This window comes from Pseudomonas sp. QTF5 (genome assembly GCF_000512695.2).
Taxonomy (GTDB): domain Bacteria; phylum Pseudomonadota; class Gammaproteobacteria; order Pseudomonadales; family Pseudomonadaceae; genus Aquipseudomonas.
Genome location: NZ_AZRW02000014.1, coordinates 51,311 through 76,438, shown reverse-complemented (window position 1 = coordinate 76,438; position 25,128 = coordinate 51,311). Strand labels below are relative to the sequence as shown.

19 protein-coding genes are annotated in these 25,128 nt (G+C 56.2%); 16 read left to right on the top strand and 3 right to left on the bottom strand.

Going from position 1 to position 25,128, the window contains the following annotated elements:
- Positions 1–56: 56 nt before the first annotated feature.
- Complete coding sequence (gene rlmM / locus IC37_RS13715; protein ID WP_008072978.1) at positions 57–1,130, bottom strand: 23S rRNA (cytidine(2498)-2'-O)-methyltransferase RlmM; 1,074 nt, start codon at positions 1,128–1,130, stop codon at positions 57–59.
- Between the two features lie 222 nt (positions 1,131–1,352).
- Here rlmM and acnA point away from each other — a divergent pair, with 222 nt between their 5' ends.
- The 9 genes from acnA (at position 1,353) to IC37_RS13670 (ending at position 13,361) form a co-directional block, all read left to right on the top strand.
- A complete protein-coding gene (gene acnA / locus IC37_RS13710; RefSeq protein WP_030128429.1) occupies positions 1,353–4,094 on the top strand; it encodes an aconitate hydratase AcnA in 2,742 nt (913 codons plus the stop codon).
- Positions 4,095–4,262: 168 nt separating this feature from the next.
- Positions 4,263–5,054, top strand: coding sequence for a CPBP family intramembrane glutamic endopeptidase (locus IC37_RS13705; RefSeq protein WP_030128430.1), 792 nt, complete (start codon positions 4,263–4,265; stop codon positions 5,052–5,054).
- 421 nt (positions 5,055–5,475) lie between these two features.
- Complete coding sequence (locus tag IC37_RS13700; RefSeq protein ID WP_256580733.1) at positions 5,476–6,177, top strand: ABC transporter permease; 702 nt, start codon at positions 5,476–5,478, stop codon at positions 6,175–6,177.
- Positions 6,178–6,190: 13 nt separating this feature from the next.
- Entirely contained in the window at positions 6,191–6,844 is a 654-nt protein-coding gene (locus IC37_RS13695; protein WP_030128432.1) for an ABC transporter ATP-binding protein, read from the top strand.
- A gap of 48 nt (positions 6,845–6,892) precedes the next feature.
- A complete protein-coding gene (locus IC37_RS13690; protein ID WP_030128433.1) occupies positions 6,893–7,999 on the top strand; it encodes an ABC transporter permease in 1,107 nt (368 codons plus the stop codon).
- Positions 8,000–8,039: 40 nt separating this feature from the next.
- A complete protein-coding gene (locus tag IC37_RS13685; RefSeq protein WP_030128434.1) occupies positions 8,040–9,116 on the top strand; it encodes a polysaccharide biosynthesis/export family protein in 1,077 nt (358 codons plus the stop codon).
- Positions 9,117–9,139: 23 nt separating this feature from the next.
- On the top strand, positions 9,140–10,120 hold the full coding sequence (locus tag IC37_RS13680) for a glycosyltransferase family 4 protein (RefSeq protein ID WP_051414787.1): 981 nt from the start codon (positions 9,140–9,142) through the stop codon (positions 10,118–10,120).
- Positions 10,117–11,718, top strand: coding sequence for a capsular biosynthesis protein CpsB (locus IC37_RS13675; protein ID WP_030128436.1), 1,602 nt, complete (start codon positions 10,117–10,119; stop codon positions 11,716–11,718). Before IC37_RS13680 ends, IC37_RS13675 begins: the two co-directional genes overlap by 4 nt.
- Positions 11,719–11,873: 155 nt before the next feature.
- Positions 11,874–13,361: a hypothetical protein gene (locus IC37_RS13670; RefSeq protein ID WP_030128437.1), complete on the top strand. Its 1,488-nt coding sequence runs from the start codon at positions 11,874–11,876 to the stop codon at positions 13,359–13,361.
- A gap of 158 nt (positions 13,362–13,519) precedes the next feature.
- Here the strand turns inward: IC37_RS13670 and IC37_RS13665 are convergent, their stop codons facing one another.
- A complete protein-coding gene (locus tag IC37_RS13665) occupies positions 13,520–14,455 on the bottom strand; it encodes an SIS domain-containing protein (protein WP_030128438.1) in 936 nt (311 codons plus the stop codon).
- Between the two features lie 266 nt (positions 14,456–14,721).
- Here IC37_RS13665 and IC37_RS13660 point away from each other — a divergent pair, with 266 nt between their 5' ends.
- From IC37_RS13660 to IC37_RS13630, 7 genes are all read left to right on the top strand, one after another.
- The gene (locus IC37_RS13660; RefSeq protein ID WP_081729256.1) at positions 14,722–15,777 is read left to right on the top strand and encodes a phosphotransferase; all 1,056 of its coding nucleotides are present in this window, start codon (positions 14,722–14,724) and stop codon (positions 15,775–15,777) included.
- Between the two features lie 231 nt (positions 15,778–16,008).
- Complete coding sequence (locus IC37_RS13655; protein ID WP_030128440.1) at positions 16,009–18,024, top strand: capsular polysaccharide biosynthesis protein; 2,016 nt, start codon at positions 16,009–16,011, stop codon at positions 18,022–18,024.
- 38 nt (positions 18,025–18,062) lie between these two features.
- The gene (locus IC37_RS13650) at positions 18,063–19,295 is read left to right on the top strand and encodes a capsule biosynthesis protein (RefSeq protein WP_030128441.1); all 1,233 of its coding nucleotides are present in this window, start codon (positions 18,063–18,065) and stop codon (positions 19,293–19,295) included.
- Entirely contained in the window at positions 19,292–20,068 is a 777-nt protein-coding gene (locus IC37_RS13645) for an SDR family oxidoreductase (protein ID WP_030128442.1), read from the top strand. The genes IC37_RS13650 and IC37_RS13645 overlap by 4 nt, the downstream gene beginning before the upstream one ends.
- A gap of 67 nt (positions 20,069–20,135) precedes the next feature.
- On the top strand, positions 20,136–21,605 hold the full coding sequence (locus IC37_RS13640) for an LTA synthase family protein (RefSeq protein WP_081729258.1): 1,470 nt from the start codon (positions 20,136–20,138) through the stop codon (positions 21,603–21,605).
- Positions 21,606–21,615: 10 nt separating this feature from the next.
- Positions 21,616–22,227 carry an N-acetyltransferase gene (locus IC37_RS13635; RefSeq protein ID WP_030128444.1) on the top strand — a complete coding sequence of 204 codons (612 nt, stop codon included), beginning with the start codon at positions 21,616–21,618 and terminating at the stop codon, positions 22,225–22,227.
- Positions 22,228–22,298: 71 nt separating this feature from the next.
- The gene (locus IC37_RS13630) at positions 22,299–23,687 is read left to right on the top strand and encodes a capsule biosynthesis protein (RefSeq protein ID WP_256580731.1); all 1,389 of its coding nucleotides are present in this window, start codon (positions 22,299–22,301) and stop codon (positions 23,685–23,687) included.
- A 90-nt stretch (positions 23,688–23,777) separates the two neighbouring features.
- Here the strand turns inward: IC37_RS13630 and IC37_RS13625 are convergent, their stop codons facing one another.
- Positions 23,778–25,127 (bottom strand): aminotransferase class I/II-fold pyridoxal phosphate-dependent enzyme, encoded by a 1,350-nt coding sequence (locus IC37_RS13625; protein WP_030128446.1) that lies wholly within the window; start codon positions 25,125–25,127, stop codon positions 23,778–23,780.
- Between the last annotated feature and the right edge of the window lies 1 nt (position 25,128).

Below are 25,128 nucleotides of genomic sequence, written 5' to 3'. Positions count from 1 at the left end.
GTTGAATGTCAGTCCGCATTCGCGAGCAAGCCCGCTCCCACAGGGGGCCGGGTGACTCAGCGGGACTTGGGTTTCTTCACGTCCAATCGGCGCAAATGGCAGGTCACTTCCTCGCGATCGTGATACAGCTGCTTGCAGCCAATTTCGACCCGAATGCCCCGCGCCTTGAACCCGTCGGCAATACGTTCCAGCAAGCGCTTCACTTCGGCATAACGCTGTTTCATCGGCAGCTTGAGGTTGACCACCGCTTCCCGGCAATGCCCCTCGCCAATCCATTCTTCCAGCATCGCCGCGTTGCGCGCCGGTTTCTCGACGATGTCGCAAACCATCCAGTCCACCGGTTGTTTGGGCTTGAAGGTGAATCCGTCGGCCATCAAATGCTGCACCAAACCGGTGTCCATCAGGCTTTCGGCCATCGGGCCGTTGTCGATGGCGGTCACCAGCATGCCGCGGTTGACCAGTTGCCAGGTCCAGCCGCCGGGTGCGGCGCCGAGGTCGACACCGGTCATGTCGCTGTGCAGGCGCTCGTCCCACTGGTCGCGGGGGATGAAATGGTGCCAGGCTTCTTCCAGCTTGAGGGTCGAACGACTCGGCGCTTCACGCGGGAATTTCAGGCGTGGAATACCCATCGGCCACATCGCCGAATTGTTCGATTCCGCCAGGCCCATGAACACTTCACGGCCACTCTTGAAGGTCAGCAGCAGCCGTGGCTTGTGGGCGTCTTCCACCAGTTTGCCGGCCGCCATCAGCGCCTTGCGCAGGTGGCCTTCGAATTTCTTGCAGAAGTTCGACAGCTCCTTGCCATCGTTGGTGTCGACCATTTCCAGCCACAGGCTGCCGCACAGCGGGAAGTCAGCCATGTGCGCGAGGATCACACTGATGCGGTCGGTTTCCGGCAGATCGATGAAGATCCCGCGAGCCCACTGGCGCGGAAAGATCAGATCGGCGAAACGCTGACCACGCATCAGGCGCTCGGCGCCGTCTTCTTCGGTGCAGATAAATTCGGCGCAGGCGCTGGCGGTTTTGGCCTTGGCATAACCGGCCACGTTCAGCCGCGCGGCATGTTCGGAAATCTCGGAACAGACTTCGCTTTCGAAGCCCGGCCGGCAATGCATAAAGAGGGTGTTCATTCTTACTCCTGGGCAGTTGGCGAAGAATTCAGCCACTGCGCGATGCCCAGACTTGCGTTGAAGCAAAGCCTGTCACGAAAACCGGCGCATGATAGCCGAGATCGGAACCTTGGACTTGTCCTTAGGGTCCAGTAATTAGCCTTAAGCATCAAACAGGACTAGGTTTAAGCCTCAGTTCGTTCCCTCAGTCCGTAGCCGTGCGGATTTAAAGGAGTCATTTCAATGCCGTCCCTCGATAGCCTGAAAACCCTTAAAACCTTACAAGTCGACGACAAGACCTATCACTATTTCAGCCTTCCCGAAGCCGCCAAGAGCCTGGGCGATCTCGACAAGCTGCCGATGTCGTTGAAAGTGTTGCTGGAAAACCTGCTGCGCTGGGAGGACGAGAAAACCGTTACCGGCGCCGACCTCAAGGCGATTGCCGCCTGGCTCAAGGAGCGTCGCTCCGATCGCGAAATCCAGTACCGCCCCGCGCGGGTATTAATGCAGGACTTTACCGGCGTCCCCGCCGTGGTTGACCTGGCCGCCATGCGCGCCGCCATGGCCAAGGCCGGTGGCGACCCGCAGCGAATCAATCCGCTGTCGCCGGTGGACTTGGTGATCGACCACTCGGTGATGGTCGACAAGTACGCCAGTTCAAGCGCCTTCGAACAGAACGTCGACATCGAAATGCAGCGCAACCACGAGCGTTACGCCTTCCTGCGCTGGGGTCAGAGCGCCTTCGACAATTTCTGCGTGGTGCCGCCGGGCACCGGCATCTGCCACCAGGTCAACCTTGAATACCTGGGCCGCACGGTCTGGACCAAAGACGAGGACGGTCGCACCTATGCTTTCCCGGACACTTTGGTCGGCACTGACTCCCACACCACCATGATCAACGGCCTCGGCGTGCTCGGCTGGGGTGTGGGCGGGATCGAAGCGGAAGCGGCGATGCTCGGCCAACCGGTGTCGATGCTGATTCCGGAAGTGATCGGCTTCAAACTCACCGGCAAGCTCAGGGAAGGCATCACCGCCACCGATCTGGTGCTGACGGTGACCCAGATGCTGCGCAAGAAAGGGGTGGTCGGCAAATTCGTCGAGTTCTACGGCGACGGCCTCGCCGACTTGCCGCTGGCCGACCGCGCGACCATCGCCAACATGGCCCCGGAATACGGCGCCACCTGCGGTTTCTTCCCGGTGGACGAGGTGACACTGGAGTACTTGCGCCTGTCTGGCCGCACCCCGCAAACCGTGAAACTGGTGGAGGCCTACAGCAAGATCCAGGGCCTGTGGCGCCTGCCCGGCAAGGAGCCGGAGTTCACCGACAGCCTGGCCCTGGACATGGGCAGCGTCGAAGCCAGCCTCGCCGGGCCGAAACGCCCACAGGACCGTGTCTCGTTGCCGAATGTCGCGCAAGCGTTCACTGACTTTCTCGGCCTGCAATTCAAACCCTCCAGCAAGGAAGAAGCTCGTCTCGAAAGTGAGGGTGGCGGGGGCGTCGCGGTGGGCAACGCCGATCTGATCGGCGAAGCGGACTACGACCACGAAGGCCGTACGTATCGGCTGAAAAACGGCGCGGTGGTGATTGCCGCGATCACCTCCTGCACCAACACTTCCAACCCCAGCGTGATGATGGCGGCCGGGCTGGTGGCGAAGAAAGCCGTGGAGAAAGGCCTGAAGCGCAAACCGTGGGTCAAGAGTTCGCTGGCCCCCGGCTCGAAAGTGGTCACCGACTACTATAAGGCAGCGGGCCTGACCCAATACCTTGATGAACTCGGTTTTGCGCTAGTCGGTTATGGCTGCACCACCTGCATCGGTAACTCCGGGCCGTTGCCGGAGCCGATCGAAAAAGCCATTCAGAAAGCCGACCTGACCGTCGCCTCGGTGCTCTCGGGCAACCGCAACTTCGAAGGTCGCGTACACCCCTTGGTGAAAACCAACTGGCTGGCCTCCCCGCCTCTGGTCGTCGCTTACGCGCTGGCCGGTACGGTGCGCATCGACATCAGCAGCGAGCCATTGGGTCACGACAAGGACAACAACCCGGTTTATCTGCGCGACATTTGGCCTAGCACTAAAGAAATCGCCGACGCGGTGACTCAGGTGAACACCGGCATGTTCCACAAGGAGTACGCCGAAGTGTTTGCCGGCGACGAGCAGTGGCAGGCGATCGAAGTGCCGCAGGCGGCGACTTATGTCTGGAACAACGATTCGACGTATATCCAGCATCCGCCATTCTTCGATGACATCGGCGGCCCTGCGCCGGTGGTCAAGGACGTCGAAGGGGCGAAAGTCCTCGCGCTGCTCGGCGATTCGGTGACCACCGACCACATCTCCCCGGCCGGCAACATCAAGACCGACAGCCCCGCCGGCCGTTACCTGCGCGAGCAAGGAGTGGAACCGCGGGACTTCAACTCCTACGGCTCGCGCCGCGGCAACCATCAAGTGATGATGCGTGGCACCTTCGCCAACATCCGGATTCGCAACGAGATGCTCGGCGGCGAAGAAGGTGGCAACACGATTTATATTCCGACCGGGGAGAAGCTGCCGATCTACGACGCGGCCATGCGTTACCAGGCATCGGGCACGCCGTTGGTGGTGATTGCCGGGCAAGAATATGGCACCGGCTCGAGCCGCGACTGGGCGGCCAAGGGCACCAATCTGCTGGGCGTGAAAGCAGTCATCGCCGAGAGCTTCGAGCGAATTCACCGTTCCAACCTGGTGGGCATGGGCGTATTGCCGTTGCAGTTCAAACTGGATCAGAACCGCAAGAGCCTGAACCTCACCGGCAAGGAAACCGTAGATATCCTTGGCCTGACTGGCGTCGAACTGACCCCGCGGATGAACCTGACACTGGTCATCACCCGCGAAGATGGCAGCAAGGAAAAGATAGAGGTGTTGTGCCGGATCGATACCCTCAATGAAGTGGAGTACTTCAAGGCCGGAGGGATTTTGCATTACGTGTTGCGGCAATTGATTGCCTCGTAACAGCCTGCTGACAACGACACCGCCTTTGGGCGGTGTTTTTGTTTACGCGGTGTACGTCTCTATAATCGCGCCGCTTATTGAATCGGTGTCGTTCACTTTTTCTGTGTCCGACCGAGATCCCCTGTGGGAGCGAGGCACATTGCAGAATCTCTGAAACAAGGACTTCAAATGATCGCTCTGCCATGGACTTATCTGGCACTTCTCTCCATGGGCTATGGCCTGGCGTTGATCTACGGCCATCTCGGTTGGCTGGCCACGATCTCTTTCGCGTTGCTGCTGGTTGCCGGTTTCGCCGTTCGCCAACAACAGATTCCCATTGGCCGCTACCTCGGCCACGGCTTGTTCATCGTTCTGGCGGTGGCGCTGGCAGTGCACTGGCTTCCCGGTTTCTACAACGGTCGCGCCATCGATCCCCAGCGTTTCACCGACAATGCCGTCTCGTTTGCCATGTACCTGAATCAGGACAAACCTCTGATCGGCTTCTGGCTGTTGCTGGTCTGCCCGTGGATTGTCGGCCGGCGCTCCCTGCGACTGTCCGTTTATGCCACCGCCCTCGGCCTGACCGTGAGCACCGTACTGGCCTTGGGTGGCGCGCTGTTGCTGGGCGTGATCAGTTGGGCACCGAAATGGCCGGATCAAGCCTGGTTGTGGGTGTTGAACAATCTATTGCTGGTGACGCTGGTGGAAGAAGCGTTGTTTCGTGGCTATATCCAGGGCGGTCTGAGTCGGCACTTCAAACACTTGCCCCATGGCGAAAACCTCGCGCTGTTGTTCGCCTCGTTACTGTTCGGCCTCGTTCACCTGGGGGCTGGCTGGCAATGGGTATTGCTGGCAAGCCTGGCCGGCGTCGGCTATGGCCTGGCCTATCGTTTCGGGGGTTTGGGCGCGGCCATCGCCACCCACTTTGGTTTGAATCTGCTGCACTTCGGATTGTTCACGTATCCGATGTTGGCCGGGTAATTCACCTCGGGCTAAAAATCACAGCCCTGTAGGAGCGAGCTTGCTCCGGGCGGCGTTCCGACGAAAGCGGTATCTCAGGCAGGCCTCCGTCTTCGCGAGCAAGCTCGCTCCTACAAGAAAAATCGCTTTTTTGACGCCCGAACTGCCAGCTCGAACAGTTATTTTTTGTCAGTCACTTGTTTGGAACCAATCGGCTTGACTACTGTCTCGCCCACCGATTAACCTCGCGCACCACGAACGGAAGCCGTCTGTGCTACGTCGACAGACAGTCCTCTGAAAATGAATTCAAGCAACGCGTTTATCGCGCCGTTGTGCTGTGCGGTAAATAATTGTGAAGCCTCGCTCGCCCCTCCAAATCAAAAAATCCGTCATCTTTGCTCTGGTGTTACGCGAAGCGCGTGCGCGTATCGGTGAGAGCCGCATGGGCGCGGTGTGGATGCTGCTCGAACCGATTTGTCACCTGCTGATTCTCAGCGTGTTGTTCTCGCTGATTCGCGGCAAAAGCGTGGCAGGCCTGGACTTTCCGGTATTCGTGCTGGTGGGCCTCGCCCCCTTCCTGCTGTTTCGTAACACTGCGCTGCGCCTGATGGACAGCCCCAGGGAAAACCGTTCGCTGTTTGCCTACAAACAGATCAAGCCACTCGACACATTCATCGCCCGCGCACTGGTTGAGTTCAGCATCTCTGCCACGGTGTACGCCATTCTGGTGTTCGGCTTCGCCTGGTACGGTTTCGATATGTCGGTCAAGTCGCCAATCCAATGGGTGCTGACCATCCTTCTCGGACTTCTGTTTGCCTTTGGCCTGGGCATGCTGCTCTCGCTGATCGCCCATGCCATTCCCGGCAGCAAACTGTTCATTCGCATGATGTTTTTCCCGCTGTACTTCATCTCAGGAGTACTGATCCCGGCAGCCTATCTGCCGCACGCGATGCTGCCGCTGCTACTGCTCAACCCGTTCCTGCATCTGCTGGAACTGATCCGCGCCGAAATCTTTCCGTTCTACGTTCCAGTCGATGGCGTTTCGCTCCATTACGTCATCGCCTTCACCCTGGTTTTGCTGTTCGTGTCGCTCGGTACCTACCGGGTTCGTCGACTGCATTTGATCTCCACCAAGAACGGCTAACCGCAGGCTTCCCGTGTTCGAGCTCAGAAACATCACCAAGTCGTACCTGACCCCCAAAGGCCGTCGCCATGTATTCCGAGACCTGTCACTGAAGATCCCCGCCGGAAAAAACATCGGCCTGATCGGTCGAAATGGCGCAGGAAAATCAACCCTGGTACGCCTGCTGGGCGGTGCCGACGTTCCGGACTCCGGCACCATCGCTACCGACCAGAGCATCTCCTGGCCCGTGGGTTTGTCCGGCGGTTTTCAGGGCAGCATGACCGGCCGCGAGAACATCAAGTTCGTCGCTCGCGTCTACGGTGCCGTAGGCGAAGCCATGCGCGAGAAGGTCCGCTATGTCGAAGACTTCGCCGAAATCGGCAGCTGGATCGACGAGCCCGTCAAAACCTACTCGTCGGGCATGCGCTCGCGCCTGGCATTCGGCCTGAGCATGGCGTTCGATTTCGACTACTACCTGATCGACGAAGTCATGTCCGTGGGCGACGCACACTTCAAACGCAAGTGCGCCGAAGTCTTCGAGGAGCGACTGCAGAAATCCAAAGTCGTGCTGGTCTCGCACAACATGAATGAAATTCAAAAACTCTGCGATGTCGTGCTGCTGGTGCGAGATGGCGGAGTGCAGATCTATGACGATGTCGCTGAAGGCATCAACGCCTACAACACCTGATCGCCCTGACCGTGGCGTGATTGTTTTATTTTCAAGGATCGTGTGCATATGAGCAGTACGGGTAAATTCAAGGGCTGGCGCCTGACGCTGGGGCTGATCGTGGTACCGCTGGCACTGGCCATCGTTTACTACAGCTTTTTTTCCGTGGACCGCTATGTCAGCTCCGCGCAAGTCGTGGTTCGTCAGGACGGCAATAATTCTGGCGCCCAACTACCAGGCTTGAGCATGCTGCTCAGTGGCACGAACCCCGCTTCCCGGGAAGAGACCCTGTACTTGCGCGAATACATCGTGTCGATGGACATGATGCAACTGCTTGAAGATCGTCTGCACTGGGTCGAGCAATACACCCAACAACGCAGCGACCCCTTCTTCTGGCTGGCCAAAGACACCGAGCGCGAAGACCTGCTCAAGTATTACCAGCGCATGGTCTCCGCGCACTACGACGAAACCACCGGCTTGCTCAGGGTTGAAGTACAGGCGTTCAGCCCGGAACTGGCCGAACAAATGGTCAAGACCATCCTCGAGGCCAGCGAGCACTTCGTGAACGAAGTCTCCCACAGCATCGCCCGCGAGCAGATGCGCTTCGCCCAAGGCGAACTGGAAGGCGCGAAAAAGAACTACACCAAACGCAAAGAAGAGCTGCTGCGCTTCCAGAACGTGAACAAGGTACTGGACGGCAAAAGTTCGGCTCAGGGCCGCGCAAGCATTATCGACACACTGGAAGGCGAGTACTCCAAAGAACGCGCAGTGCTCACGCAAATGCTCTACAAGCTTCGCCAGGACTCCCCTCAGGTCAAACAACAGCAGCAACGGGTCAACGCGATCCGTGAACAGCTGACTGCAGAAAAACGCCTGCTGGTTTCCGCCCCCGATGGCGACCAGCTCAACGTCGTGGCTTCGCGCTTCCAGCAGTTGACCCTGGACTCCGGCATTGCCGAAGAAACCTACAAGACCGCCGTTGCCGCACTGGACAACGCACGCATCGAAGCCAGCAAAAAGATTCGCACGCTGGTCACCGTGGTCACCCCGAACACACCGCAGATGGCCCTCTATCCTGAGCGCCTTTACAACCTGGCGACCATCTTCCTGGCTCTGTTTTTGCTTTACGGCATTACTCGCTTCCTAATTGCATCGATCGAGGATCATCGTGATTAAATCCATTTCTGGCCTGCCCCTTCGCCCCCTGAACTTGAGCATGCGAAACAGCGCAGTTGCGGGTTTGATGCTGGTGACACTGACGTTGGCAGGTTGCGGTGGCACCCTGTCCGGTGCCGGGCCCTACAAAGGTGCCATTGAAGAAAAGAACACCGCTTATGACTTGGTAGACATCAACGCCAATACTATTGCGCCGTTTATGCGTCCAGCCGCCAAACCTCCGGTAGTGGCAATCACCAATCCGACTACGTCAGCCGTACGCCTGATGGGTGGTGACGTGATCAACGTATTGATCACTGACAATGCGCCGGAGGGGACCGCCCTGTTTGCCCCGCTGTCGACTGGCGGCACCCAGCTGAAAGTCCGTATCGATTCGCAAGGGATGATTTCCCTTCCCTATGTCGGACGTCAGTTCGTCGCAGGCATGACGCTGATTGAAGTCGAAGACATGATTCGTCAGAAGCTGAAAGGGGTGACATCGGACGTTCAGACTCATGTTGACCTGGTCGGCGATCTATCGGGCTCAGTACTGGTCGCAGGCGCGGTGAAAACTCCGGGCCGTTTCTCCACTCTTCAAGGTCCACTGACCCTTCTCGACGCCATCAACCAGGCTGGCGGCCCAGTGATGGAGCCGCATCTGGTCAATGTAACTGTCCGTAATGGCAGCCAAGTAAGCACCTTCAACTATGAAGAGGTTCTGGCCGGAAGCAACTTCGTTCTTAAGCCAAACTCAGAAGTGGTTTTGGACCGTGCTCGCCAGCGCTTCGTAGCAATGGGTGCTGTAGGCGAGCCTGGCTTGCATGATCTGCCCGCTCAAAACACCAACTTGCTGGATGCCCTGGGCTCCGTTGGCGGCCTGAAAGAATCCAACGCGAATCCACAAGGCGTTTTTGTATTTCGCATGGGCGAATCCAGCCCAACAGCACCAGCAAAACCAGTAGTCATGCGTATCGATATGCGTGACCCGGCGGCGATCTTTTATGCCCGCCAAGTCATGCTCAAGCCAGACGATACAATTTATGTGACTAACGCAGCAGTGTATGAGTGGCAAAAAATCATCGGCCCTATTGTGCAAACATTAGTGCTTGGCGGCGCTATCGATAGTCTTCAACGCTAGAACATTTAAATACAGGTACACAGATGACTATCATAGTTAACCACGTAACATCCAATAATGTTCATAGTGGAATTTTCGAGGATATTTTTTCTTATTTCTCTCGATACACGGAACAATACGCAACTCACATCCCAAGTGAGAAACCGATCATTGGCGCTCATATCAGACACTACCATCGCCCACATTTGGAAGAGCGTCTGATCGGGCCGTGCGTGGTTACTGTTCATCATGACTTGAATGACCCAGACAGCTGGCTATCTCTTGATGCGTTCATTGATCGCTACAAAGAGGCTGACGTAGTCATTTGCCTGAATACCTTTCAGCAAAAAAAACTTGCAGAATGTGGAATATTTAACACTTGCGTTATACCGCACGGCTACAACAACCACCTGATTGACAACGCAAGAAACCTTGGCCGAAACATAAGAAACAAATTTACTGCTGCCGTTGTTTCCAAGCGTTACGCTAGAAAGGTTAAAGGCGAAGCCTACCTTTTCGAGCTCGCTAAACGACTGGACTCCGACAACATTGAGTTTCTCTTGGTTGGTGATGGCAGATCAGAGGAAGGAAGAGTGCTGCGCAAACTAGGCTTCGACGTTGAAGTATATGAACGCCTGCCCTACCCAGCACTCATCGATGCCTACAGAGGTGTCAATGCTTTACTCATGACAAGTTACTTTGAAGGTGGCCCAGCCAACATCCCAGAAGCAGCAGCAATGGGCGTGCCGATTCTGGCAAACCCAATTGGTATGGTTCCGGACCTTATTGAGCACGAAAAACATGGCATCTATCTGAAAATGGATCCTCATCTGGATGCGATAATGCTTAATGAATTGGCCACACCGAATAATGCCCGATATAAAAAATTGTTTGAGTCGAGCCAACACCCTAGCGCAAACCTTATTACCTGGCAGGATTCAGTTAGCCTCAACATGAAAGAGCACCTTAAACTGCTCAAAGGCAAACAAGCCTCGATCAATAAAGTATTAGAGTTATTCGCATGAGTAAGTTTTTCATTGCAGACCCTTTGCACATCAACCAAAGAAACTTTGGAAGCCTCTACGAATATCTTGATGAATCCAAGAGCGCTGTAATTTTCAACGAAGAGCGGCAGGATTTGCTGAGTCTCTTTGGAGACTATTCCTCTCAGCAGGAATCCTTGTTCGAAGAATACACTGAACTAGCTCTTCTACCTCAAGAAAAACTCTTTGAGGCGTCCACCCTTGAAGTTAATCTGTTCAAGGTTGCACGAGCAGAGTTGCTTTCACTACTTATCACTCAGCATAACTTTAGCGACAAACCATTACCCACCAGCACCAAAGAGTTGTTTAATTACATCTACGAAAATGAACGTGAAACCTTGCTGTGGAACATGGCATCCGCCATGCAGTGGTTAAATCACTGGTCCCCGGTAATAAAACAGCACAATCCAAAATTCGTTCTGGTATTTTCGGGAAGCCTGATATACGCAAGATCTCTACTTGAACTCCTGAAGAATAGAGCCCCTCGCGCTTTTGTGCTAGAGAGTTTTTTCACGGGAAGCGACAATTATATTGAAGAAAAGTATGAGCCGATCGCCAACAACTCGAACCTGAAGTTTACGGCGTACTATCGATCATTAGGTGCAGACGAATTATCGCTGGAATGGGATCGCAACCGGAATAAAGCAATCAATAAAATTTTGGGCGCCAAAAATAAAAACGTCAATCAACCAGCGGAAAACACAAAGAAACTTTTTTCCAACAATCGCCCAACTCTTCTGATCGCGGGCCAAGTGCTGAATGACTTCTCTCTGCTTGAGCATAACAACATCGGCCTCAACTCTTTAGATTTCTACAAAAAATTAATCCAAAGGATCCTCGAAGAGACTGACCTCAACGTCATATTTAAAGCTCATCCGTGGGAGAGAAAAAAGAAAAATATTGGTCACCCCCTGACATTGACTGAACTGGAAAAGCATTTCAAAGTCGGCGACCAACCGTTCGAGCACGAAAATCGATTACTGTTACTAGAAGACTACAATATTAAGTCGATTTTTAAACAAACAGAATACGTAGCAGGATTGAACTCCCAGGCACTTCTCGAGGCTGCTTTTGAAGGCTTTCGCCCCATTCAGTTTGCCAATGCCTTCTATGGCAATAAAGGTTTTACCTCTGACTACACCTGCGAGTCCCTAGACTTCTTTATCAGCGATTTAAAAGCAGGAAAAATCCCGAGCAAACTGGGCCTTGAACAATACAAGAGCTATGAAACCTTTATAACCAAAGCGCTTCAATTCTCTTTAGCTTCAGCATTTCCCTCTGGGAAGTCCATGCTGAGATCAATTTTCCACATAACGCCTCATATCCCACTTATAACAAAGACAGCCGACAATCAAACAGCAAAAATTGTGCAGCCAGCAACACCCACAAAACTGGCAAAGGGGCAATCGGCAAGTGAAAAAACAGACGTGACCGTTATAACAACAGGCACGCCCCCTCCGCCATCAAAGCGTAGAAAAAAACTTAATAAGCTCTTGAAAACTCCTAAGAAATTTTTCATGGACTCCAAGAACACCAGAATCAGATGGCTTCATATATTTTTCCCGAAAGGGGCGGCATGACAGAAGCCTATATCGTTACTATTAAAACCTTGCCTTCGGCGCCTGAAGACTCAAATAATTTCGCTACTTTTGCGATTGACACTTGAGTCATCATTTCTCAGGCTAGTTGCCATTCGGGAAAAACGCCCGACATTAAAAATGTAGAGCAGAGCCTTATGGATCAAACCATTGACCTAGTCAGAATTATTAAAGATAACGAGCAAATAGTTCTCGGCAAAAAAGTCCTCTTCATCCCTTTAAATAAAGGGTCGAACTCTGAAAAACTTCTTATCGTAATGAGCGCTCACAATCAAGGCGGCAAGTACATGGCCTTGCGTTCATTCCTTGAAAATCAGATTTGCGACCTATTATTTATCTCGGACCCGAAAAACTCGTGGTACCTGGATGAAGACAATGGCGAAACCTTTTCAAGAACAATTAATTTATTTACAGAAGCGTATGCCCCACATGCAACGTTTCTTTTCGGCTCATCCATGTCTGGTTATGGCGCCATTTTGCATGCATTTAGACTAAACGCAAACGCAATAGCATCAAACCCCCAAATCAACTTGGACATTACCAAAGACCATGCATGGCCAGAACTTAAAGAGCATATAAACGACATTGGTGGAAATCACACAAACCTGGATGAAGTAGCCCATTCAGAATGGAATGATTCGGCAATTTATGTTATTCACGGACATGATGACATGGACATCATAAATGTTGATCTTTTGTCGCGATCTACACCGCCGAACAAGAAACTCATCATTCAAACATTAGATATCGACTTACACATCTTGTTTTTTGGCAAGGAAGTTGACTACATCTATAAAATCATGGACTTGCTATACAAATTCCGCACAGACTTGGATCTCAAGAAAATACTCTCCAACTTAATATCGGAAGACAAAACAAACAAACGCCAGCTTAGAGCAGAACGGAATAACAGCAAAATCTCCGACCCCTTTCGCACTATTGATCACTCCGGCAAAACCGTATCCTGGCAAAACAGGTACTTGCATGAGCAAGTTGGAAAACAAGTATTTTTCTCCAACATAGGATTCTATTTCAACCACCAACTAACTGGTGGAATTTGCTTTTTTGACGGCGAAAGATGGCGACTATCCTCTCCAATGCCGTCCATCAATGACAACCTGATCGCCAAGAACACCGCCCAGACAAATGGCACAATCATAAACCCCACGAACAACCAATACATCAACAACTTTTGGTGGATTAGAAACGAAAGCGATTCGGACATTACAATTGAAGGCAGACATAACTACCTTGAAGTCCATCTAACACCAAATAATACAAAAAACATCTATTTGAGCTCAAGCGTATCTATCGACAAAAAGCAACATGAGTCAATGCTAGGCAAATACCTGACATTGTCCGCCGACGTTTTCACCAGCGAAGGGGATATACACCTAACTCTGGGTGGTGTCGGCGCCTCCGGATATCATCATAAGAACTCGAGCAAAAATTCTCCGGGATCATGGAAAAACATATCAATAACAGAACAATTTTTGTCAATTAACTCAGACCACAAAGATTTTATTTTTTTACGAGTCAACCTCGCTGCAGATGGGAAAGCCAAGGCCGTGCAAATTAAGAACTTGAGTTTGCAAGTAGGGTACTTCCCCATGGGGCTTGCATAGCTAATGCGCTAGCCTGATCATCTTGACCTAGACAACAACGGCTAAAACAGGCCAGTAATACGCAATGAAAAAGGCCCAATTAAATCGATGTATATCTCATCAATTTAATTGGGCTCTCATTACAAGCTTAAAGCTTCAGTTTTTCTTTACATAAAAATCTAATCAAATATCTCCACAACCCCCACCACCTCATCCCCCTCATCCGCCGTCACCGGCAATGCCCGAATCTTGTGATCCAGCATATAAGCCTCAGCCTCTGACAACTGAGCCGACGCCTTGACCGTATGCGGATTCGGCGTCAGGAACGTCGCCACGTTTTCATTCACAACCCCCGGGTTGTCCAGCAGCGCGCGGCGCAGGTCGCCGTCGGTGACGATGCCGATCAGTTTGTCTTGTTCCATCACCAGGGCCAGGCCGAGGCGGCTGGAGGTCATGACCAGCAGGCAGTCGTGGAATGAGGTGTCGCGGGTGACTTTGGGGATGTTGGTGTGCATGACGTCGCTGACGCGGGTCAGCAGTTTGCGGCCGAGGCTGCCGCCGGGGTGGTAGCGGGCGAAGTCCATCGGCTTGAAGTCGAGGGCGCAAATCAGTGCGACAGCGAGTGCGTCGCCCATGGCCATGGTGGCGAGGGTCGAGGTGGTCGGTGCCAGGTTGTTCGGGCACACTTCGCGCTCAACGGAGATGTCCAGCCAGATGTCGGCGTGTTTGGCCAGAGTCGATTGGCCGTTGCCGGTCATGGCGATGATTTTGTTGCCGAAGGATTTGAGGCTCGGGATCAGCTTGATGACTTCTTCGGTTTCGCCGCTGTAGGAAATCAGGATCAGTACGTCGATCGGTTTGAGCATGCCGAGGTCGCCGTGGAAGGCTTCGGCCGGATGCAGGAACAGGCTCGGGGTGCCGGTGGAGGCGAAGGTGGCGACCATTTTCTGGCCGATCAGCCCGGATTTGCCCATGCCGCAGACCGCCGCGCGGCCCTTGCAACCGAGGATGAGTTCTACGGCGCGCTGGAACTCGCCATCCAGACGTTCTGCGAGTTGGCTGATCGCTTGCGCCTGGGCGCAGAGTGCATCTTTGGCGATGGGAAGGTGGTTCATGGGGAAACGATCGTTCCTTGATTTGAGTGGCGTGTATGTTAACGACTCAATAGGCTGACGAAAACTAACATTGCCATCATTCTGATGACCACCCGCGAAAAATCATCATTTTCCTTGGCGTCGGGGTTGCGAACATGGCAATGACCGGTCGGAATCCGTACTATCGCGCCCCTTCTGAGCGACTGTTATAAATGGTCGGCAAGGACGCTGCGCCCTTCACGTGTGTGTCAGGCCAGAAACCGGATGGTTGTTTACAGTTGGAACGCATGAGCAGCGAATCGAATACCGAACTATCAGTCAGCGGCAGGCATGCGTTCTGGTTAAGCCACGCCACCCTGGAAAAACGCTTGAGTTTTCTTTTGCCGGCGTATCGGGCGGACGGATTCAGCATTACCACGACAGATTTGGCGTCCAACGCTTCTTTCGTCAATTACGTGCGCCATCACCGGCTGACCGACCTCGGCACCGGTGCAACACTGGACGTGGTCGAAAAATCGATTCGCAAAGTCGGGTTCATCACCAGTCTGGAGTCGCGCTTCTATCGTGAGCGGGATGTCCTGGCCGACAGTGTTCACTTCAAGCACCCCACGTGCCTGGGCGTTATCGAAACGCCTTGGGAGAGCCTGATTTTTACTGACTACGTTCAAGGGCGGGCACCTCGAATGGCGGCGATAGCCGTGAACGTGGCCCGGGGGATAGCCGAAATCGAAACCTTGTCCAGCCGGCATGTGCAACGGACTTCGTGGTGGCAGGCTCGCAAGTTCTGGACGATGGATTTTTTTCGCCCCTGGTATCTACTGCGGTCACGCTTCAATTTCCAGCGCTTTTTACCTTCTGTGGAAAAGCTGGCCAAACAGGATAATCACTTCATCGGTCTGGCCGATCGTTTGCGGGCCTTGAGTCCGGCGCTGAGGCGAGCGGCGGCTGAGGCCAGAAGTAGCCAGCGCTGCTTTTGCCATATGGACTACTTGCGCAAGAATCTCTTCCTCTCACCCCAAGGGCTGCAATTGATCGACTGGAGCGAGGTCAAGGTGGGGCGTATCGGTTTCGATGGTGGCGCGTATCTGAGCGCGATCTTTCGGCGCAATGATTTGCCGGGTTTTATCAAGGTCCGCGATGAGTTTTTGCAAGCCTATGCCCAAGCGCTGGATGAACGATTCGACCGGCAGGGCGCGATGCTCAACCTCAACTACATCTTCCTGCTGAACTCGCTGTGGCACTGCCTGCGGCCGGAGACGATTGCCGAGTACCAGAAAAAAGAAAAAATGACGTGCTTGCGGGAAAAGTATGACTATCTGCTGGCGTTGGCTGCCCAATCATAAGCATCCACCCGCAAAAAACTGCCTGGAGACGCAAGGCCCTATTCAGCGCAGCCAGTCACCTTCCTGATAAATAGCGAATATTTGTAGGAAATTTTCCCCTACTTTTCGTTATAAATTGTCAGCTTTGTATTATCATCGCGCCACCTATGGAAGAGCGTTGCCTGAGGCGCTTCTGGATTTTCACGCGTCTCGCCATCGAGTGCGTCACCTACGGATACCCGCCGTTTTTTTATGGACAATAGCCTCCTGAATCGCCCGTGCTTGTTGGCTCTGTCCAAAGGCGTTCAGCAACTCACTACCCTGCCCGCCCTGTTGCCCGACTACCGATTGTTGTCGGGTTCGACTCGTGACATCGCGCAAGCCGATGTGTTGCTGGCGTGGGGACGCAAGCCAAGCGCACTGCTCGCCCAACGGGAAGCCCAAAAAGCCGGTCTGCCTGTGCTGTCGGTAGAGGATGGTTTTTTGCGTTCGGTGGGCCTTGGAGCGGATGAGCCGCCGCTGTCGCTGGTCGTCGATGACCTGGGCATTTATCACGATGCCGACACACCGTCGCGCCTGGAAGTGTTGATCCCGACAACCTTGAGTGAGTCTCAGATTCTTAGAGCCCGGGCCCTGCAGGCGAGCTGGCGGCAAGAGCGCGTTTCCAAGTACAACAACGCCCGTATCGAACGTTGCGAGTTACCGCAACCTTGCGTTTTGATCGCTGACCAGACCAAGGGCGATGCCTCACTTCAGGGCGCCGGTGATGCTGATTTCGAGCGCATGCTCCAGGCTGCACTCGATGAACATCCCCACAGCACGGTGGTGGTGAAGGTCCATCCGGATGTGGTGGCGGGTCGCAAGCAGGGCCACTTTGATCTGGCAGCGCTGGGCAAACGGCCGCGAGTCCAGGTGATCAGCCGCAATGTTCATCCCGCCGAGTTACTGAGCGAAGTCCAGGCGGTGTACGTGATGACTTCGCAACTGGGCTTCGACGCGTTGTTGTGGCAAGTGCCGGTGCACACGTTCGGCATGCCGTTTTATGCCGGCTGGGGTTTGACCCGGGATGCACGGCCTGCACCGCCCCGTCGTCAGCCGGTCAGCCTTGAACAATTGCTGCATGCGGCGCTGGTTGAATACCCGCGGTACGTGGACCCGGAATCCGGTCAGGCCTGCGAGCCCGAAGTGGTGCTGGCCTGGCTCGGCCTGCAACGGCGGATGCGCAGTCGCTTGCCGGAAAACCTGCAGATGTTTGGTTTTTCCAAGTGGAAGCGGCCGCTGGTGGCGGATTTTTTCAATGGCTCATCCGTCCGTTTCGCCGGTCGCCACGCAGAGACAACCGTCCCGGTCATTAGCTGGGGCTGTGCGCATGATTCGGCATTGGCCATCAAGAACAGCCACTGTCATATCGGCCGGGTCGAAGACGGCTTCCTGCGCTCGGTCGGCCTTGGCGCGAACAAGGTTCGCCCGCTGTCCTGGGTCTTCGACGACCTGGGCATCTATTACGACGCCACGCGCCCTTCGCGCCTCGAATACAACTTGCAGAACGACCCCTGCAGCCCTGCCCTGCTGGATCGGGCAGCTGCCTTGCGTGAAGCGATCTGCGCGGCCGGCGTTACCAAGTACAACCTCCCCGGTACGCAGTGGAAGCGGCCTGCCGGCGTGAACAAGGTGATTCTGGTGCCGGGCCAGGTCGAGTCCGACGCCTCGATTCGGTACGGCGCTCATCGCATCCGCCGCAACCTCGATTTATTGCGAGCGGTGCGCGAGCGCCATCCCCAGGCCTGGCTGCTCTACAAACCGCATCCTGAAGTCGTGGCCGGTACCCGCAAGGGCGGCGAGGACGAAGAGCAGACCGCGCACTGGTGCAACCAGGTGGTGGGCGATGTGCCCTTTCATCAATTGCTGCTGGAAGTGGACGAGGTCCATGTACTGACTTCCCAGTCCGGCTTCGAAGCCTTGCTGCGCGGGATACCGGTCACCACGTATGGTCAGCCGTTTTATGCCGGCTGGGGTTTGACCACGGATGAAGGCATGCACCCGGACGTCCAGGCGCGGCGCCGCAGACGCTTGAGTCTCGACGAACTGGTGGCCGGCACCCTGATCAACTACCCGACTTATGTAAGCCGCATCACGCAAAAATTCACCACCCCTGAACGAACTCTATTGGAACTGCAGAACTGGCACGAAGTACCAGCTCAAGGAAAGAAGCCCAGATGGCAAGAAGTGATTCAACGGTTGCTCCCTATCGCCTTGAGAACATCGTAAAAGAACAGTTGGCCCCCGCTGGTATTGCAAGACGCTCCGTGTCGACCAGACCGCGCAACTCCTTTTTGTTCCTGCAAGGTGTCAGCTCACCCTTTTTTGCGCGTTTGGTTCAAGCCCTGCGTGCCGAAGGGCAGTGGGTCAAATCTGTCAGTTTCAATATGGGCGATTCCCTGTACGGCGCGGGTTCGCGGGTGTTTTATTCGGCGCGGTCCGAGCAGCTCGAGGATTTCTACAGCCAGACCTTCAAGGCGAACGGCATCACCGACGTGGTGCTGTTCGGCGACTGTCGCCCTGTGCATTTGCCAGCCGTTACGCTGGCGAAACGCCTGGGCGTGCGGGTGCATGTTTTCGAAGAAGGGTACTTCCGGCCTTACTGGGTCACGCTGGAACGTGACGGGGTGAACAACCATTCGTTGCTGCCGAGGGATCCGGAATGGTATCGGGAAGTCGGCAAGTACATTCCGCGCTACAACAACGGTAACTCGTTCAAGTTGTCCTTCACTTCCCGGGCGTTCCACGATGTGATGTATCACGTCGGTGGCGCCCTGAACAAAATCTGCTTCCCGCACTACAAGACCCACGCGCCTTTCAACGCAGCGGTCGAATATGCCGGCTACATTCGCCAGGGCATTCGTCTGGCGAGCGCCAAGGGACGAGATTCATCGGTCATCAGTGAAGTGGCACGCAACCGTCACCCGACGTTCCTGCTGCCCCTGCAACTGGACAGTGACGCACAGATCCGCGACCACTCTCAGTTCAACACCATGAAAGACGTGTTGAAACATGTGCTGGCCTCGTTTGCCCGTCATGCGCCCAGTGATGCACGCCTGGTCGTCAAGAACCATCCGCTGACGCCGGGCATCGTCAACTACCATCGCATCACCCTGCGCATTGCCGGTAAATTCGGCATTGCCGATCGGGTGGACTTTCTGGAAAGCGGTCACATGCCGACGCTGCTGTCTCACGTCGCCGGGGTGATCACTGTGAACAGCACCGTGGGCGGTTCTTCGTTGATGCACAACGTGCCGACCATCGCCCTGAGCAATCCGATTTATGCACTCAAGGGCTTGACCCACCAAGGCAGCCTCGACGACTTCTGGTGCATGCCAGAACCGCCTGACCCTACGCTGTTCCAGCGCTTTCGCAGCACGGTGATTCATACCACCCAGGTCAATGGCGGCTTCTATACCCGCTGTGGCATCGACATGGCCGTGAACAATTCGCTGGAAGTGTTAATGGCAAAAACCTCCAGGATTGAACGGTACTTATGACCCGGTACAAAAACCCACGCTGCATCCTTATCACCGGCGCCACGGGTGGCATCGGCGGCGCGCTGGCACCCGCCTATGCAGCACCGGGCGTGACCCTGATTCTGCAAGGCCGGCGCACCGAGCGCCTGGACGAACTGGCCGAGCAATGCCGCGCTGCCGGCGCCCGGGTGATCCTGCACGCGCTCGACGTCCAGGACCTGGTTGCGGTGCGCGAGTGGATCAGCCAGATCAGTGAAACCGAGCAACCGGACCTGATTATCGTCGGTGCCGGGCTCAATACTGCCACAGGCCCGAACTCGGAAGATGAAGTCTGGGAACTGTCCCAGACCTTGATCGAAGTGAACGTCATGGCGGCCATCGCTACTGTGCAGGCGGCGTTGCCGGCCATGCGCGCGCGAAAGCACGGCCAGATCGCGCTATTCAGTTCCCTCGCTGCTTGGCGCGGGCTGCCTGTCACACCCAGCTACAGCGCCAGCAAAGCGGCGATAAAAGCTTATGGCGAAGCCATGCGCGATTTGGTCGCCGCCGACGGGGTGCGGGTCAACGTGATCATGCCAGGTTATGTCGAGTCGAAAATGTGCGTCGAAATGCCTGGGCCGAAGCCGCTGCTGTGGAACCCGGACAAAGCCGCACAACGGATACGTCGCGGCCTGGCAGCCGATCAGGCACGCATCAGTTTCCCCTTCCCCTTGAACCTCGGATGCTGGGCCCTGGGGGTCATTCCTCCACGGATGTCGTCTGTAATTTTGCGATGGCTGGACTACAGTGCCTGAATTTCTGAACAGTACGTTCTGCTGGGTCATCCTTGGCGGATTTTTTCTTTCCTGCGTCATCGAAACGATGCTGACTCCCAGGCCCGCCTTGCGCCGGCCGCTGCGCAGCTGGCTGCTCCACGCAGGGGCCTGGTTGTTCTCGGTGGCCCTGCTTTATGGCATGACCGGACGCCCGTATTTCAGCGCCGTGAATGTGCTGGCCCTGTGGCTGTTGATCGTTTTGGTGAGCAATTCCAAGTACCACTCATTGCGTGAACCCTTCGTCTGCGCAGACTTTGAATACTTCAGTGATGCCATCCGCTTTCCGCGCCTGTACCTGCCCTTCTTCGGCATCGGCAAGACGATTGTGCTGGCGTTGGTCTTTATCGCCTATCTGGCCTGCGGACTCTATTTCGAAGCCGCCTCCACTGATGCGCTATCGGTGGGTGCAACGGTGCTTGCCAGTGCGGTGGTGCTGTTGATCGCCGGTGGCTGGAAACCGCTGCAACCGAGCTACGACGCCAGCCTGGATTTGACCCGTTGGGGCTTGGCCGCCAGTTTGTGGACCTACTTTTGCGCAGCCCGGCGCAAGGTACACCTCGACGAACTTGACTCGCCTTTCGCGATCGACCCGCGCCTGGCGCACACTCCGCCTGTCGCTGCCCTGCCTGATCTGATCTCGGTGCAGAGCGAATCGTTTTTCGATATCCGCAGGCTGTGGCCCGGCATCCGCGAACAGGTACTGAACCAATACGATGTGCTGCGCGCAGAAGCGCTGGCCCATGGTCGCTTGCAGGTCGCTGCCTGGGGCGCCAATACGGTGCGTACCGAGTTCGCCTTTCTCACGGGCATTGCCGGCGACAGGCTCGGCGTGCATCGCTTCAATCCCTACCGCCATCTGGCCCGCCAGGGGCTGCCAAGCATCGCCGTCGAAATGAAACGCAAAGGTTACCGCACGGTGTGCATTCACCCTTACGTGGGCAGTTTCTACGGCCGGGATCGCGTGTTGCCGGCGCTGGGCTTCGATGAGTTCATCGACATCCGAAGCTTCGACGACGGGCAAAAGGCCGGCCCTTTCATTGGCGATTGTGCCGTGGCGGACAAGATCATCGAATTGCTCGGTGACAGCGCCCGCGCTCAGCCTTTGTATATCCACGCCGTGACGATGGAGAACCATGGGCCTCTGCACCTGGAGAACGTTACTGGTGCCGAGTTGCCGACCTGGTTCGATCGTCCGCTGCTCGACGGCATGCGTGACCTGGCGCCCTATCTGCGGCACTTGAGCAATGCCGACCGGATGCTCGGCCGGTTACGCGAGTACCTGCTGGCCCGCCCGACGCCGACCGGGCTGTGTTTCTTTGGCGACCACGTGCCGATTCTCCCGGATGTTTATGCCGCGCTGGGTACGCCGGATGGCGATACCGACTATTTCATCTGGTCCAACCAGGCGCTCACTCATAACGCCGCAGAAACAATGGGCGTTGAACGGCTGGCCAAAGCCTTCACCGAGCATATGAGTCAAGGCACGACCTGCGTCAAAAGCGCGAGTCCGGCCTAGATGGCAATCCATGACTGAAACTGCCACCGCCCCCCTACGGATCGTCCTCGGTTCCAGCTTGCCGGAACATGATGACTCGATTGCGCGGATGATCACCTCGGGGCGCGGCTCACTGGCGTTGATCCTCGGCGATGAAGCCTGCCGTTATCGCCTGCTCGGCCAATCGATCAATTGGGACCGGATTCTGATTGCGTACCGCGATTGCACGGCGCTGGGCTATGCCGCCTTCAAGCACCATCGGCGTGGGCCTTTCTCGCCCGGTGTCAGGCCTTTTGTGCGTGAATTCGGATGGCTGAGGGGCGGATTACGCTATCTGCTGTTTGTCATTTCTGAATGCCGGGAGTGGTATTACGGGTTCTATCTCTATGGCTTGCGCGTGACCAGGCAAGCACGCCATCAGGGCATCGCGACTTCGTTGCTGAGCGAGATTTTCAATCAGGCCCGGCAATCCGGCCATGACCGGATAGAGCTTGAGGTCCAGGTGAAAAATCAACGTGCCCAGCGACTCTACACACAGCAGGGATTCACCAGGGTCCGAACCACACCGGTGAATTGGCTCGGCCGTCTGCTGCCCTTTCCAGCGGTGATGAACATGCGCCGCTCACTGACATCCCACCCATGAGCTGCGACGAGATGAATCGATCGGTACCCGCTGTTGAATCACTGGTGGACGGCCCAGGCTGGATTGGAATCATGTCCCAGTGGGTGATGTGGCGGGTTTTTCATCTCCCTGAGTTTCTTGATCCCGAAGGTGTACCCGCCTGGCTATGGCGCCGAGGCCGGAATAAACCCAAAGGGCTCAAGGCGATTTCCGGGATTGGCTACAAGCGCTCCTCTGACCATGCCCGGGTGTTGTGCAAGCGCTGGGCCATTCCTTACATCGCACTGGAGGACGGCTTTCTGCGTTCCTCCTCCCTCGGGGTCGAGGGCGATACACCGATGTCGATGGTGGTCGATCCGATCGGCATCCACTACCTGGCTGATCGTCCGTCATTACTGGAAAACATCCTCCAGCAACCCCAACGGCTGACGGCCCGGGAAATCTCCACGGCTGCGCAGCTGATTGCGCTGATGCGCAGCAGCGGCATCGGCAAGTACAACAATGCACCCGACCTCAGTGACGATGATTCATTGGGGCGCAAGGTGCCGCTGATCCTGGTGGTGGATCAAACCTGGGGCGACTTCTCGATTCCGGGCGGAGGTCTGTGTGAGGCAGATTTCATTCGTATGCTCGATACGGCGCTGGCGGAAAACCCCGGTGCCGATGTTCGTGTGCGGATTCATCCAGACTGCCTGAGCGGGCACAAGAAAAGCTGTTTGCTGGAGGCGGCGACCGCGCGCGGCGTGGCTCTGGAAAGTCGTCATGTGTCCTGGGCATCGTTGGCGCGACGGGCCGCGCGGGTGTACATCGCCACCAGCCAGGCCGGGCTCGAAGCCTTGATTCAGGGCGTACCGGTGACGTGTTTCGGGTTGCCGTTCTACGCTGGCTGGGGACTGACCGACGACCGCATGCCGATCCCCCGGCGCCAGGCCCGGCCAACGCTGGAGCAACTGGTGGCCGCCGCCTACATTCGCTACTGCCGCTATGTCGACCCGCTGACCGATCAGCGCTGCGACGTGCTGACCGTCGCCCGGCAACTGGCCCGTCAAAAGGAACAGGACAGCCTGTTCGCCGGCGCGTTGACCGTGCTGGGTGTGCCTCGGCGCCGGCAACCGGCGATCCGCACCTTGCTCGACAGCCGTTGGGGCCGGGTGACGTTCGTCCATGACAACGCCGACCTGATGACGACAGTGGCTCGCGAAGACGGCAAGCTGCTGGTGTGGAGCGCCCATGAACCTCACGACCTGCCATCGCGGGCCGAAGCACACGGCGTACCGCTGTGGCGTATACGTCCGGGCAGCGCAACGGTCAGCTTGATCGTGAAGCGCAACGACGGCGACGAGCACCCATTGGTACAAGTCCGGGGCATGCCCTGCAGCCAACAACAGGCACTCGAACACAGCGCACGACCCAATACAGGCCTGCTCGACAACTGCCCGCGCTATCGACAAATAAAGCGCTACCTCAATCGCATGCTGTAAGAGCCGGCTTGCCGGCGAAGGCGTTTTCATGGGCGGTGCATGACGTGAGGCCGTCTTCGCTGGCAAGCCAGCGTCTACACAAGCCAGCTCCTACAGATTTTGCAGTTCCTGCGCCACTGCGTTGACCGTCTCGGTGATTTGCTCCCGGGTGTGCAGGCACGACATGAAAAATCGCACACGCGCCGATTTCTCGGGTACCGCCGGATGAAGAATCGGTTGGGCGTTGATGCCACGACGGGACAATGCGCTGGACAGCTGGGTGGCCTTGAGCGAACTGCCGGTGATGATCGGTACCACCGCCAGGCCGGTGCTGGTGCCGGTGTCCAGCCCCGCGTCCTTGGCCAACTCGAGGAATTGCCTGCCACGGGCCTGCAAGGTGGCAACGCGCTCGCCATCCTCGGGTAGACAACGCAAGGCTGCCAACGCCGCCGCAGCCACCGGTGCCGGCATGCCGACGCTGTAGAGAAACCCCGGCGCCAGGAATTTGAGGTGTTCGACCAACGCAGACTCACCGGCGATGTAGCCACCGCAACTGGCCAGGCTTTTACTCAAGGTGCCCATCCAGATATCCACGTCACTGCCGGCCAGACCGAAATGCTCGCGAATGCCCTTGCCGGTCTGCCCCATGACGCCCAGCGAATGCGCTTCATCGACCATCAACAATACTTGGTGTTTCTTCCTGAGTTCGACGAAACGAGGCAAATCCGGGAAATCGCCATCCATGCTGTAGATGCCTTCGATCACCACCAGCACACGCTCGAAATGCTGACGCTGATCGCTCAGCACCCGATCAACCGCTTCCCAATCGTTATGGGCAAAGCCGAGGCGGCGGGCACCGGACAACTGGATCCCCTGGAGAACGCTGTTATGGATCAGTTCGTCATGCAGGATCAAATCCCGCGGACCGAACAGGTAACCGATGGTGGTCACGTTCGTCGCATGACCGCTGACGAAGGTAATAGCGTCGTCCACTTCATAGAGCCGGGCCAGTTCCTGTTCCAGTTCGCGATGGATCGGGCGATCCCCCGACACCGGGCGGCTGGCCGATACCGAGGTCCCATAACGATCAATGGCCGCTTTGGCGGCCTCAGCGACAACCGGGTGCCCTGAGTAGCCCAAGTAGTTGTAGCTTGCGAAGTTCACGTAGCGGCTACCGCCCATGACGGTTTCTGCCCCCGCCAGGCCTTCGTGCAACTTGAAAAACGGATTGGTCAGGCCGAAGCGCGCGGCGCCGTCGAGCATAAGGCGCAATTGCTGATAACCAGGGTGCTGATCGAATCGGCAAAATTGCGCGAAACCCTCGCCCGGAGTGCCTTTGACGTCCTTCAGCGAAGGGCTAGGGGCGCCATCGTCGATCTTGCGCATGCGCCTTTCCAGGGCCTGCTGAATCAGCTTGTCCTTCATCGAAGTGGCAAGCCCGGGTGTCGTTTTATTGGTCATG